This window comes from Pedobacter sp. AK017 (assembly GCF_014200825.1).
GTDB lineage: Bacteria > Bacteroidota > Bacteroidia > Sphingobacteriales > Sphingobacteriaceae > Pedobacter > Pedobacter heparinus.
Window position 1 is genome coordinate 303,141 of sequence record NZ_JACHCW010000006.1, and the last position, 13,905, is coordinate 317,045.

13 protein-coding genes are annotated in these 13,905 nt (G+C 39.6%); 7 read left to right on the plus strand and 6 right to left on the minus strand.

The window, feature by feature from the left end:
- The first annotated feature begins 32 nt into the window (after positions 1-32).
- On the plus strand, positions 33-1,628 hold the full coding sequence (locus HDC92_RS11085) for an FAD-dependent oxidoreductase (RefSeq protein WP_183874485.1): 1,596 nt from the start codon (positions 33-35) through the stop codon (positions 1,626-1,628).
- A 103-nt stretch (positions 1,629-1,731) separates the two neighbouring features.
- Here the strand turns inward: HDC92_RS11085 and HDC92_RS11090 are convergent, their stop codons facing one another.
- Positions 1,732-2,100 (minus strand): YccF domain-containing protein, encoded by a 369-nt coding sequence (locus tag HDC92_RS11090; protein ID WP_012781133.1) that lies wholly within the window; start codon positions 2,098-2,100, stop codon positions 1,732-1,734.
- A 226-nt stretch (positions 2,101-2,326) separates the two neighbouring features.
- On the opposite strand from HDC92_RS11090, the gene HDC92_RS11095 reads away from it, so the two are divergent.
- From HDC92_RS11095 to HDC92_RS11105, 3 genes are all read left to right on the plus strand, one after another.
- A complete protein-coding gene (locus tag HDC92_RS11095) occupies positions 2,327-3,907 on the plus strand; it encodes a hypothetical protein (RefSeq protein ID WP_183874487.1) in 1,581 nt (526 codons plus the stop codon).
- A 26-nt stretch (positions 3,908-3,933) separates the two neighbouring features.
- Entirely contained in the window at positions 3,934-4,386 is a 453-nt protein-coding gene (locus HDC92_RS11100) for a DUF2059 domain-containing protein (RefSeq protein WP_255484510.1), read from the plus strand.
- A 90-nt stretch (positions 4,387-4,476) separates the two neighbouring features.
- Positions 4,477-4,827, plus strand: a complete 351-nt coding sequence (locus HDC92_RS11105; RefSeq protein WP_012781136.1) for a hypothetical protein — start codon at positions 4,477-4,479, stop codon at positions 4,825-4,827.
- 251 nt (positions 4,828-5,078) lie between these two features.
- On the opposite strand, the gene HDC92_RS11110 is transcribed toward HDC92_RS11105, so the two are convergent.
- Positions 5,079-6,080, minus strand: a complete 1,002-nt coding sequence (locus tag HDC92_RS11110) for a hypothetical protein (RefSeq protein WP_183874491.1) — start codon at positions 6,078-6,080, stop codon at positions 5,079-5,081.
- Between the two features lie 259 nt (positions 6,081-6,339).
- Here HDC92_RS11110 and HDC92_RS11115 point away from each other — a divergent pair, with 259 nt between their 5' ends.
- Complete coding sequence (locus HDC92_RS11115) at positions 6,340-6,903, plus strand: hypothetical protein (RefSeq protein WP_183874493.1); 564 nt, start codon at positions 6,340-6,342, stop codon at positions 6,901-6,903.
- Between the two features lie 226 nt (positions 6,904-7,129).
- Here the strand turns inward: HDC92_RS11115 and HDC92_RS11120 are convergent, their stop codons facing one another.
- From HDC92_RS11120 to yihA, 4 genes are read right to left on the minus strand one after another with little or no spacing between them, the layout of a single operon-like run.
- The gene (locus tag HDC92_RS11120; RefSeq protein WP_183874495.1) at positions 7,130-9,085 is read right to left on the minus strand and encodes an amino acid permease; all 1,956 of its coding nucleotides are present in this window, start codon (positions 9,083-9,085) and stop codon (positions 7,130-7,132) included.
- Between the two features lie 11 nt (positions 9,086-9,096).
- Positions 9,097-10,812, minus strand: a complete 1,716-nt coding sequence (locus HDC92_RS11125; protein WP_183874497.1) for a M3 family oligoendopeptidase — start codon at positions 10,810-10,812, stop codon at positions 9,097-9,099.
- A gap of 5 nt (positions 10,813-10,817) precedes the next feature.
- Positions 10,818-11,684: a UbiA-like polyprenyltransferase gene (locus HDC92_RS11130; protein ID WP_183874500.1), complete on the minus strand. Its 867-nt coding sequence runs from the start codon at positions 11,682-11,684 to the stop codon at positions 10,818-10,820.
- Positions 11,681-12,286: a ribosome biogenesis GTP-binding protein YihA/YsxC gene (gene yihA / locus HDC92_RS11135; RefSeq protein WP_012781142.1), complete on the minus strand. Its 606-nt coding sequence runs from the start codon at positions 12,284-12,286 to the stop codon at positions 11,681-11,683. Before yihA ends, HDC92_RS11130 begins: the two co-directional genes overlap by 4 nt.
- A 52-nt stretch (positions 12,287-12,338) precedes the next feature.
- On the opposite strand from yihA, the gene ubiE reads away from it, so the two are divergent.
- Positions 12,339-13,070, plus strand: coding sequence for a bifunctional demethylmenaquinone methyltransferase/2-methoxy-6-polyprenyl-1,4-benzoquinol methylase UbiE (ubiE, locus tag HDC92_RS11140; RefSeq protein ID WP_012781143.1), 732 nt, complete (start codon positions 12,339-12,341; stop codon positions 13,068-13,070).
- An 18-nt stretch (positions 13,071-13,088) separates the two neighbouring features.
- Entirely contained in the window at positions 13,089-13,820 is a 732-nt protein-coding gene (locus HDC92_RS11145; RefSeq protein WP_012781144.1) for an outer membrane beta-barrel protein, read from the plus strand.
- Positions 13,821-13,905 lie beyond the last annotated feature (85 nt).

Below are 13,905 nucleotides of genomic sequence, written 5' to 3' on the forward strand. Positions count from 1 at the left end.
TAGTGCAAAGTAAAACTTATCTAACTTAAATAATGAACAATAGTTTAATCATTTTTATCCTTTTCTTCCTTACTTCGTGGAAGCCTGTACATGAATATGATGTAGTGGTATATGGTGCCACGCCTGCAGGTATTACTGCGGCTGTAGCTGCTGCACGGGAAGGGAAATCAGTTGTTTTAATCGAACCATTACACATCGCCGGGGGCATGATGAGTGGCGGGCTTGGATTTAGTGACTCCAATCAAATGTTCAGGGAGACCTTAGGCGGTCTTTTTGAGGAATTTCACAAACGTGTAGAAAAAAAATACAAAGACAAAGGCGTGAAACTTACCTACCAGGTGGAGGAAAAGGATACCAGACACTGGACTTATGAGCCCCATATTGCTGAACTTGTTTTCAATGAGATGTTAAAAGAAACAGGGGTAGTGGTATTACTTGGCGAAACATTAAAATCTGCACGATTAAAAGACAAAGCTATACAAATTCTAAAAATGAGATCTGGAAAGCAGCTTTCAGGCAAAATGTTCATCGATGCCAGCTATGAAGGCGACCTGATGGCCGCAGCAGGTGTAAGTTATAAAGTAGGCCGTGAGGGAAGAGATGAGTTCGGAGAATCTTTTGCCGGTGCTGTTTATCAGAAAAAGCCAGTAGCTGTAATTTCATCAGATGCGGATAAAAGACCCCTTCCTTTAATCACCGGTACAGTCCTTACACCTGAAGGAACCGGTGATCATAGAATTATGACCTACAGTTTTCGGCTGTGCCTGTCTGAAGATCCCGCAAACAGGATCCCGTTTAAAAAGCCTTCGGATTATAATCCCCATCAATTCGAACTGTTCAGACGTTTTTATAAAGCAGCGCCTAAAGCTGGTATTCCTATTGATCTTTACCCGATTCCGGGAAATAAACTGGATGCAAACAATGGCATTGTGGGGCAATTGTCTACAGGACTGGTTGGCGGGAATTGGGATTATCCAGATGCCAATCAAAAACGCAGAAAGGAAATATGGACTAACCACCGTAATTACACAGAAGGGCTTTTATATTTTCTGATGACCGATCCGGATGTACCAGATGAGGTACGAAATCGCATGAAAAAACTGGGTTATGCAAAAGATGAATTTACCAAGTTTGGTCATTTTCCTCCGGTCCTATATGTCAGAGAAGCAAGACGAATGGTGGGTGAATATTTTTTGACACAGAAAGATATCCTGGAGACCAAAGAAAAACCTGATCCCATTGGCATTGGCTCGTTCCCTATCGATTCTCATGATTGCCAGCGAATTTTAACTGCTGACGGAGGCTTTATTAATGAAGGAACGATATTTCCAGCAAAAACACGCATAGAAGGCCGGGGCATCGCTTATCAAATTCCATACAGGAGCATAACACCAAAGGCCGCTGAATGTACAAACTTACTGGTTCCCGTTTGCATATCTTCGTCACATGTCGCTTTTTCATCACTAAGAGTAGAACCTGCCTGGATGGTCATTGGTGAAAGTGCGGGTATTGCTGCAGCCCTGTGTATTGAAACAAGATCAACAGTGCAAAATCTGAACGTGAATAAACTTGCCGTACGTCTGAAAGCCAGACGACAGTTATTGAGCCTTCCTGATCAAATAAACTGATAAACAGGAGCAGCGACATATTTACATGCGTGGCCTGGACCTCCTGTGTGCAGCAGTTATAAAGCCTGGTTTTTTATCATCATGTTTTACTAAAGCTACAAAATTACCTGATCGATTTCCCAAAAGGCGTAAAAGCCAGGTTCATCAATTTAAAATGTTGTCTTCCAAATGGAATTCCAACAATTGTAATACAGAGAAGCAAACCGAAAAACAGGTGGGTTAACACAATCCAGAATCCACCAAATAAAAACCAGATGATGTTCATTAGCGTAGATAAACATCCGGTATTGGATGAAGTATCGGTAATTTTGACGCCAAAAGGAGCAAGCCCGACGATAGCGAATTTAAAACATTGTATGCCAAATGGAATTCCTACAATAGTTAGGCATAGGATTAAACCGCCAAATATATATTCAAAGAAGATAAATATGCCGCCAAAAATAATCCAGATGATATTGCCAATTAAATTCATGCAGTATAGACTTTAATAATGCAATATAGTTACAGTATCGGAAATGTTGAGTTGCACTGGATGGCATTTTTCTTTTTTATCCATATATTTCGTGAATATAATTTATCTTACAAATTATATGGTTAACCGACCACGTGCCTGTAAAATTTATTAAAAGCGACATGAATACATGAAATTGAAATATTACATTTTGACGCTAATCATTATGGTGTTAACAATAGGCAGTTTGAAAGCTCAAAAACAAGAATTTGAATTGACTATTCCTTATAATAGCAATTGGCAGATTTGCGATAGTCAAATTGCTCAATACTTTAGGAAGGGAAAACTGGTAATTGATAAATTTACTTATTTTACAGGTGAGGTTATTGATACTTACAAAAATGGCGCTGTGCAAATGAGGGGTGTATATGATGAAAGTGGCATGAAGCAAGGGCTGTTTACTTATTATTATCCGGATGGCAAAATAGAAAGAGAAGGCCACTTCGAAAATGATGATATGAAAGGATTATGGTCATTTTACAATTCTTCCGGAGAACTCATTTTAAAAGCTAAATGTGAAACAAGCAGGGATTTTACGCCGCTTTTTTATAGGAATAAAAAGGGTGTCACACTAGTTAGTGAGGGCAATGGCAAATTTGAATTAGATCCGCAAGAATACCCAAAAGTAATTGCCAATACTTCTTTTTTTAAAATAAGAAGTTTAGAAGGTGAGCTTATAAACGGCAAGAGAGAGGGACAGTGGAAATATTATACGCTGGATGCTCCGCTTAGCAAAAATAGTAAGGTAAAAAAATTATTTTACGATGATACTTTTAAGAACGATAAATTCCTTTATGGGAAAAGCTACGGCATGTATGATAACGGAAGAAAATATGTAAAACCTGAAAATCCATTGAGTTTATATCCGCTAAAGGATTTACCAATCAGCAAGTTTTTAGCAGATTATGCATTTGGGGATTATATAGCCTCACAAAAGACATTATCCGATTTCCTGTTTAAGAATGCTGAGCCCTTTAGAACTGCCGAATCATTTTTTTATGGCAATAATATGAAGGAATATGAATCTGCGGTACGAGCTGCTATGAATTTATCCGGTGATTTTCAAATTGAATCGATTCCTGAAAAATACTATAATAAAGATTATTGGGTCTTTTTTAATAATGTAACTTTAATGAACAGTAATGATACCATACCCGTTAGCAGTGAAACAGAGATCGATTTTTTGCTGCTTAAAGATGGAGCTATTAAAGATGTAAGCGTGAAAAGTGAATTGCCTGAAGAAGTAACGAAAGCAATGAAATACTATTTTTCACATTTAAAGAAACTTTCTCCTATGCCTTATACCGATAGTGTTTCAATCCAACTCAGGCTTTCGGTTGAACATAAAATGGGATTTTTAAATGGGGAGAAAGCGTACACTTCGTATGTAATTCTTAGAGATAGAAAGAATGATCAGTCTTACAGAAATTATCTGGTAAAGGACTCTGTTGTACTTACAAGGAAAGCACCTACCTTTGCAGGTAAGGTAACATGGGATACTTTTCTGCAAACCAGTATAAAAAAGTACGCAAATACCATTTCCAAAGGTTCAGGACAAGGTGGTTCCAAATTTATTTTTATCAACTATGTGATAGATGAACAGGGGAATGTGGTTGATGTAAAGAATGATATTGAACATATGAAAGGGGCATCTGAGTTTTCTGAAGTGTGTGAAAATATAATTAAGAATAGTCCTAAATGGATTCCCGCTGAATTGAACGGGAAAAAAATCAGATATGAAATGAGGCAGGCTTTTCATTTGGATTAGCAGGCAATATGTGCAAATTATTTAACATGAAAATATCCATCTTAACAGTTCTCCTTGCGTTGGTTACAACGCTTTCTTTTGGTCAGGAAAATAATACTTACAAGTCGACATTAACTAAAATGATGCAGGTATCGGGGTCGGAGGTGACCTTTAAAACTGCGATTGACCAAATGATCTCCATGATTAAGCAACAGCAATCAAATATTCCTAACGAATTCTGGGATGAGTTTGTTACCGAGATAAATAAGGATGCAATCGGTAAGCTTGTTGACCTGATATTGCCGGTTTATCAGAAGCATTTAACTGAAGCAGATCTGCGCCAACTCATAGCTTTTTATGAAACGCCTATTGGTAAGAAATTTGCAGAAAAAACTCCGTTGATTACCCGCGAATCTATGGCTGCCGGCCAGGAATGGGGACGACAAATAGCGGAAAAAGTAGAGAATAAGCTTAAGGAAAAAGGCTATCTGAAACAATAGAGTGGTGTTTTTTTCCAGGGGGTAAAAAATGCAAGAAACTTCGTTATAATCCTATTTTTTTGCCTTACTTAATATCACGTAAATTAGTACATGCTGAAGATATTGTCCTATTTAAATATTGCGCTTGCATTGGCCTATTTTTTCGGTTACCTGCTCAACAGCTATTCCTGGCCAATTGTCGCTATTTTAATAGTGATTGTATTTAATGGGATGGTACTGCGCCATCTTGAAAATGAGAAAGCATTTAACCCCGTTCATTATGTGCTTGCATTTTTAAACATGGTGTTTGCTATATTTCTAAGCATTTGGGCATTCCATATCTTGCAATCATCTATTGAACACAATTATTTTGTGGACAGTGGCATCTATCTTGGCTTAACGACACTGTTTGTACTCAGTATCATGCTTCATTTGCTGCTGCTGTTTAGAAAACAATATTGAATTTCATACAAAGACAGGTTTTAAATTTTGAAACTTTTCTGTTTGAACTACGTCTATTGGGTATGAAAAAGCTGGTTGTTCTGTTTGTTTTACTTATTGGTTATAAGTTTGTTACAGCGCAGGTTGGGAGTACTAATCCCATGCGGACAGGGTTGGACTCTGTTGGCAGGGTGGGACTTTCTATCGGAATAAACTTAAAGAAAAAGGTTATTTGAAGGAATAGTGATCTACGATAAAATGTCTTTTCTTCTTTAAATATTTTTTCTGACAGTACCCTTGTTTTTGGCTTCTAATTCCTTACGGACTTTTTTGACAAAGTTTATACTCACTTCTGCAGCTGCTACTACCTGCTCATCGGAAAAGCCAAATTTAACAATAAGATTCTCAACAAAATCGTGGTTTTTTCTGGCTTCAGTTTTCTTTATGCCAATTTCAATGCCTTCTTCTCTATCCAACATTTTTAAAGCTTCTGTAAGTCCCATTGTTACTGTTCCTCCTGTCATGTTTTGTAAGTGCTTATCAAAGATAATATTATACTTTGAATCTTTAACTATGATTATTTTGTTCAAAAATCGTACAAATTCTTTGATTTGTACTGCATTATATTTACCACTAGCTACCAGCGCAACTATAATTTTCATCCGTGTGTTTTGTCGGGCGGTGTCATTTAGTTTCCTGCATAATGCCTCCTGTTGTGCTACAATTACCACCAGGGCAAAGGGATTGTCCATTGCCAGCAGCTCATCTTCTGTATGGTCAAAGATCTGATAGGTATAGAACTTAAAATTCAGTTCTGTCCCCAGCAGGCTGGTTTGATATACATTTGGACGCAACTGACTTTTTTTGCCGGCAAATACAGCTAATGAAACTATAGCCTGACCATATTTATCACGTAAGCGGATGTAATAGTCAAATATGCGTTCCGGAAAGGCCGCATTAGTTTCGACCTGAATTTCGGTATGCAGGTAAAACCATTTTTCCGTACCGTCTTTTAAAAAAACTTTTGCCAGCAGATCAGTCCGGGTGATTCCTCCGGCCCGGTCTGGATCGATGTCTATTTCAGCGAGTTCATTGTTCATAAATAAAATCTCCTGATCAAAATCGAATATTTGATCCGCATTGGGGTAGATGAAGCGAAGCAGGGGTATAAAATATTCTTCAAAGGCCCCTTTGAAAATGATATCATTCTTCTTTCGGGGCTTTGATTTAATTTTTTCCTGTTCGTGTGCTGCAGTACTTATTTGTTCTGGCATTTATTACTGGTTTAGTTATAGCAAAGTTACTCTGGTGAAAGTTGAGAAACTTAATTTGACTGAAATTCAGCTAGATTCACTAAATTTTTAAGAGTTTGCAAAATTAAATAGGGTTTAGGAGTTTTCTGAAATGCAGTTTTCAGAATGAAATTCTGCCGTTTATTTCTACTTGAGCAACAAGAGAAAGTAACAACACTTTAGCAGAAGCTAGGACTTTTGCTAAAATAATTTGTCTAGTTTTGAGCAATTAAACGTGTTCATGAAGAAAAAACTCTTATTAGTAGCGCTACTCGGATTATCTAAGTTAACCAACGCACAAGAAGCCAAAGTCGAAAAATCTGTATTCGGTGTTCAAACCGGGTATCTTGGACTTTGGGTAAACAATGAAAGCAGACTTGCTGATAAATTTGTAATAAGAACAGAAGTAGGCTTTGACGCTGGATTCTGGGCAAACAGTTTTTACGATCAGACTGGATTTTTAATGGCCCCGGTACTTATAGTTGAGCCAAAGTATTATTACAACATGGCCAAACGCCTGGAAAAAGGAAGGAATATTTCTGACAATGCCGCCAACTACTTGTCGATAAAAACAAGCTATCATCCGGATTGGTTTGTGGTGTCAAACTACGACAATATCAATGTGATCAGCGACATTTCTATAATACCAAGCTGGGGCATCAGAAGAAACCTGGGTAAACATTTCAACTATGAATTGGGACTGGGACTTGGAGTTCGCTATATTTTTGCGAAACAAGCTGGCTATGCTGAAAATGAGATTAATTTAGCAGATAACATAAGTTTTAAAATAGGGTATAAGTTTTAGGAAAGATGAGTTGATGAAACGTTTTTACCAAACAAATAAGGCTCCGGGGAGGAGCCTTTATTGTTGGTCGTCCGACCAAACAATTATAGGGATAATTAGGAGGGCAACTTAATCCTGTTCAATTGATTCCACACCGGAATTAACTTAACATTTGTAATATATAATAAATTACTAATCTAATGTAAAGATATATTCTCAAATTTTATAATAAAAATCGAAAATTTTTCTATTTGGTAATCTTTTCTACATTGAGTTTACTGTTTTTAAATCCATATAGAAAATAAACTACCAGGCCAACGATGAGCCAGATGCCAAATCCGATCCAGTTAGAGATGCCCAGCTCGCACATCATATACAGGCAGCTGATCAGGCCCAGTACCGGTATAAGTGAAAGGTTTTTGGTGATACAGAACCAGATAATATACAGGCTGATAAAGAAAAATATCCACATGGGTATTTTGTGCCTGAACAGTGCCCATCCCTGTTCATATTTCTTTTCGGGGCTTATGGCAGATTTATCTATGAAACGCTGGTATTGCTGTGCAGTTAATTTATTCAGATAGGCCTCAGCATCAATATTATGTCCAATCAGGTTTACTTTGGCCTGTTCGGCTTTAATTTCATCCTTAATTGTTAACCTTTCAGCATCATTTAATGAAGTGATGATCTTTACAGGGTCGTTGATAACAGGTTTGTTGAAAATGAAAGCACTGCTTTCATTTTTATATACGGTAAAGCCCAAAACAAGTATCCCAATGAACAATGGTGGAACAATATATTTTGAATTGATGTAAGGGATTTTAAATTTTCCCCTTTTTACATCCGGTTTGTTTTGTAAAACCAATACCCCTACGCAAACCAGAACAAAGGCAAACAAAGTGCCTATGGAGCACAGATCTGTTACTATGGTAAGGTTCATGAACAATGAAGGTACGGCCACCACAAAGCCCACCACAATGGTAGCAAAAGAGGGTGTTTTGTATTTGGGGTGGATTTTAGAGAATGATTTGGGCAATAGACCGTCCCTGCTCATGCTCATCCAGATTCTTGGCTGCCCCATTTGGAATACCAGTAATACACTGGCCATGGCAAAAACAGCACTTACAGCAATGATGCCGCTCATGAGTTTCAGATCGATCTGATCAAATACAAAAGCTAAAGGGTCTCCAACAGATAAGAGACTGTAGTTTACAATTCCGGTTAGCACCAATGCAATGGCGACATATAAGATGGTACAGATAATAATTGCCCACATCATCCCCCGGGGCAAATCGCGTTGCGGGTTTTTACATTCTTCGGCAGTGGTAGAGATGGCGTCAAAACCTATGTAAGCAAAAAATACAGCCGATACACCTTTCAGCACGCCCGATACCCCATTGGGTGCAAAAGGGCTCCAGTTTTTGGTGTCTACATAAAATACGCCTACAGCTAGTACCAGCAAAATGACAGCGAGCTTTACGACAACCATGGCGTTGCTGGCATTTCTGGATTCTTTCATTCCTCTGTACACCAGCCAGGTAATGAATATAATGATGCCCAGCGCCGGCAAATCTGCAACAAGATGGAAATTGCCGATTCTTGGTGCCGTGTTCCAGGCGCTGCTGGCTATTCTGGTGGCATCGTCAAGGTTGGCAAAGTTTTTTCCCGCATGGATAAGGGCCTCAGCGTGTTTATGGCCGTTATAGGCCGTAAGGTAATCCATCGTCATCCAGTCGGGCAAATGGATCCCGTTTATATTCAGGGCCGGGATTCGTATAGAGGAGAGGAGCCCGGTAAAGTAATCGGACCAGGAAATGGCCACGGTGATGTTGCCTATGGCATATTCCATAATGAGCGACCAGCCGATGATCCAGGCAACAAGTTCACCAAAAGCTACATAAGAATAGGTGTAGGCACTTCCGGATACCGGTACCATTGAGGCAAATTCTGCATAAGCAAAGGCGGCAAAACTGCAGGCAACAGCGGTAAAAATGAATAAAAAGATAACAGCAGGCCCCCCTTCGGCGCTGGCCTTGCCAATGGTGCTAAAAATACCTGCTCCTATAATTGCAGCAATCCCAAAAGCAGTAAGATCTCTTACACCTAAAGTTTTATGCAGGGAAGTTCCATGCTCATTGTACCCTTTCTCAGCATCCGCCAATATTTTGTCAATAGATTTTTTCCTGAACAGTTTCTCCAGCATAAATTTGGTCTTTAGTTTAATTTCTGCAATTCATCTTTTACAAAACTGGCAAGCTGTTCTATATAACCTAAACTAAAATCGAATTTTATCCCTGCAGTTTCATAAATTTCATTAATTGGTTTTGTATAACCTAATGAAAGTGCATTAAGATATTGTTCCAGCGCTTTGGAAGGATTTTCTTTATAATTTTTCCAGATGGCAATGGCCCCTAACTGGGCAATGGCATATTCAATGTAGTAAAAAGGGACCTCAAAAAGATGCAGCTGTTTTTGCCAGATGTTTCCAAATTCCTTTTCCTGGCCATCCCAGTTGGCAAAGCCTGCCCCAAAACGGGTGTAAATTTGTTTAAAGGCCTCCTCACGGTCGGCCGCATTATGACTGGGATTGGTATAGATCCAGTGCTGGAACTGGTCGATAACAGCCACCCAGGGCAAGGTTTTGAGTACATCTACCAGCTGTTCTTTTTTTGCACGGATGAGGTCTTCTTCATTGTCGAAGTAAATGTTCCAGTTGTCCATAGAGATCAGCTCCATACTCATTGAAGCTAACTCTGCAACTTCGGAAGGACAATGTTTAAAGTCGTTCAGCTCCAGGTTTGCAGTGAGGAAGGTGTGTACCGCGTGCCCGCCTTCATGTACCATTGTTGTTAAATCGCGCAAAGAATTGGCCGAGTTCATAAAAATAAAGGGGGCTCCGGTTTCTGCCAGTGGGTAGTTATATCCACCTGGTGCTTTGCCTTTCCTGCTTTCCACATCAAAGAGGTTGTTTGTTTTCATGATGGACAACATTTGTCCGAGCTTAGGATCAATTGCATTGAAGCAGGCTATGCTTTTATCTATCAGTTCCCCGCCATTTTTGAAGGGCTTAAGCGCAGGTTTTCCGGTGGTGCTCACCTCCATATCCCATGGCTTAAGTGGGGCTATATCCAACAGTTCTGCCCTTTTTTCTGCCTGTTCTTTAAGGATTGGTACAATCTGCTTTTCAATGGCCTCATGAAAATGATAGCAGTCCTGAGGGCTATAGTCAAAGCGACCCAAAGCCTGGAACATATAATCGCGGTAGTTTTCGAAACCGGCATTTAAAGCTACTTCATGACGCATGACGATGAGCTCATCAAACAGCATGTTCAAATCGTCCTTGTCCACCATACGACGTTGTTGTATAGTTTCCCAGGCCTGTTGTCTGACTTGTCTGTCTGTATCTTTAATAAAATTCGCGGCCTGTTCCAGGGTATATTCCTGGCCATTGATGGTTACACTCATGGCACCTGTAATGCCCTGGTATTTTTGCTGGGTAACCTGCAGCCTGGTCAGCAGCTCCACGTTTTCTTCCCTGTAAATTTCGAGTGCTTTTCTGATTGCCCGGATATAGACAAAAAACTTGTCCTGGTCCAGTTCATCAATAAATGGGCTATCGTTAAATTTCTGGTTCAGCTTGTTGGCAACCGGAGAAATTTTAGGTTCAATTTCGGTAGCAAAATACTGGAAATCCTTAACCAGGCTTTCATTTGCTGTATCACAGCTCATCCTGATGTATCGCCAGGCAAAATCTTCTTCCAGGGCTGCTTCCAGTTCACTTTTGTCTTTAAGCCATTGTTCCAGTTCCTGAACATTCCCGATCGGACGTTCCAATAGCTCATTTAAAATAACTTCCAGGTTTTCCCATTTGATTTGAAGGTCCTGCGGGATATAAACTCTTTTTTTCTTGGGTATGGTAAGGTTGATCATAGGATCTAAAAATTATAATTGGTTCTTAAAAAAGCATCCAGTAAAAAACAAATTGCAAAAATAACAGAGGCCATGCCGTTTGTGGTAGCAAAAGCTTTGTTTACTTTACTAATGTCGTTAGGTTTTACCAGCAGGTGCTGGTTGATGAGCATAAAGCAAAAAAATGCAACACCAACATAATACACCCAGCTAAAAGTAGTAAAACATACCGGCAGTATCACACAAAGCGCAGATAAAACGTGAAGGCCTATAGAAAGGTTTAAGGCATTTTTAATGCCCAAAGCTGCAGGAATGGAGTGTAATTTTTCGTCCCTGTCAAAATCTTCATCCTGCAGGGCGTAAATGATGTCGAAACCGCTAACCCAAAACAATACGGCAAACGAATACAGTACCGGTACCAGGTTAAACACTCCGGTTACCGCAATGTAAGCACCAATAGGGGCCAATGAAAGCCCCAGGCCTAAAACCAGGTGGCACAGGGCGGTAAATCTTTTGGTATAACTATAAAAAAGTACCACAAACAGGGCTACCGGCGAAAGGTAAAGACACAAATTATTGATAAATGCAGTGGTAAGGATAAAAAGGATACAATTGATGATGACAAATAGCAGTGCTTCTTTTGCAGATACCTTACCGGCAGGGATGTCGCGCATTTTTGTCCTGGGGTTTTTGGCGTCGATATTCCTGTCCAGATACCGGTTAAACGCCATGGCTGAATTGCGTGCAAATACCATGCACAACAAAACCAGGACAAGTTTAAGCCAGTTAAATGGATTTTCGGTGGTAGTTACCCCAAGAAAGAAGCCGATCAATGCGAAAGGCAGGGCAAAGACTGAATGGGCAAACAGGACTAGTGAAAAATACTTCTTCATGGCATTACAAAGTCTAGATTTACCTGTTCAATAAATTCCAGCACTTTTTCCTTTCCGGTTCCTTTTTCGGCTGAGGTGACAAAATAAGGAGGGATCTCTTCAAACCATCCACCCAGGGCTTTTTTAAATAAAGCAACATTCTTATCCGTTTTTACGGTAGATTGTTTGTCGGCCTTTGTAAAGATCAGTGCAAAGGGGATCTGGATTTCTCCCATCCAGCAGCAGAATTCAAGATCTATCTTTTGTGGTTCCAGCCTGCTGTCTATCAAAACGAATACACATTGCAGGCTTTCCCTTTTTGTGATGTAGTTGCGGATAAATTTTTCCCAGTTTTCCCTGCTGGTTTTGGATACTTTGGCATAGCCATAACCGGGTAAATCGACAATATACCATTTCTCGTTGATCAGAAAATGATTGATGAGCTGGGTTTTACCGGGCCTTTGTGAGGTTTTGGCCAGTCCGTGCTGGTTAACCAGCATGTTGATCAGTGATGATTTTCCTACATTTGACCGTCCGATGAATGCATATTCGGGCATGTTGGCTACAGGTAAAGCGGAAACCTTTGTATTGCTGCAAATAAAAGTTGCTGATTTTATAATCATTTGACAAAGGTAGAAAAATAGAATTCAACAATACTTATCTTTGCACCATACTATGAACGAAAACATTACACCTTATCAATCTCAAACTGCAACAAAGAAGGAGCAGGTAGCCAGTATGTTCAATAATATTTCGGGAACTTATGATTTTTTAAATCATTTTATGTCGCTCGGAATAGACATCCTTTGGCGTAAGAAAGCGATCAGAGAACTTAGATCCATTCGGCCGCGTGTAATGCTGGACGTAGCAACCGGTACCGGGGATTTTGCTTTTGAAGCGATAAAGATCCTGCAACCGGAAAAAATTATAGGTGTCGATATTTCGGAAGGCATGCTGGATGTGGCGCGAAAAAAAATACAGGAAAGGAATTTGCAGCACGTTTTTTCTGTGCAACCCGGAGATTCTGAAGGCTTACAGTTTAACGATGACCATTTTGATGCCATTACCGTGGCCTTTGGGGTAAGGAATTACGAAAACCTGGAGAAAGGGCTTGCCGATATGTACAGGGTTTTAAAACCGGGCGGTAAAATGGTGATCCTGGAATTTTCAAAACCAAGGGCTTTTCCTGTTAAACAAGGATACAATTTTTATTTTAAATACATTACCCCCTTATTTGGAAAGCTGTTTTCGAAAGATCAGCGTGCTTATGAGTACCTGCCGGAATCTGTAGCAGCATTTCCTGACGGTGATGATTTTCTTCGCCTGATGGATAAGATTGGTTTTAAAGAGACCAGGGACATCAGGCTTACTTTTGGAATAAGTGCAATATATACTGGTATTAAATAAGTTCCTAGCTGAACAGAAATGCTGATAAAAAAAATATACCTGCTGCTTTGTTGTTTTTTAGCCTTTTATAGCGCTAAGGCCCAGAACTGGGGCGGAGGCGTAGATGACGCTGGTTTGCATTTCGGTTTTACTTTTCAATACATTGCTTCTGAGTATAAAATATTAAAGAAAGAAAACTGGCGTGACCCTTTTATTGATCCCGATACCGGATTGCCCGTTTCAGGATCTTTAAAGTCGATCTCATCCAAATCTTCACCGGGCTTTGGAATTGGCTTTGTGGTAAACCAGCGCATCAATGAAAATGCCGACTTCAGGTTTACGCCGAGCCTGGTTTTTAACGACCGCCTGGCTTATTATGATTTTGAAGGAGAAGAGACGCCGATAGAAAAGAAGGTACAGGCTACAATGGTAGAACTGCCGCTTAGCCTTAAAATAAAATCTGACAGGAGAAATAATTTCAGGGCCTATGTAATTGGGGGAGCGAAATATGCTATAGACATTGCATCAAAGAAAAGGAGCAATGATGCACCGAATGCACCGATGGATAAATTTTTAAAGAACAGAAAAAACTTTTTGTCCTACGAGGCCGGCTTTGGTTTTGACCTGTACTTTGAATATTTCAAAATGTCGCCCGAAATTAAACTGTCCTATTCCTTTAACGATGTGCTGAAAAACGATCCAAGTCCTTATTCGGCACCAATTGATAAGCTCCAGTTGCGTCATGTGACTTTCAGTTTATTTTTTGAGTAAGCTGCCAAATAAAATTTTAATAGCTTTGCTTGTTCAAAAAATATTGGGAAGACACATTGTCATTTTGTTCGGTATTAAAAAAAAT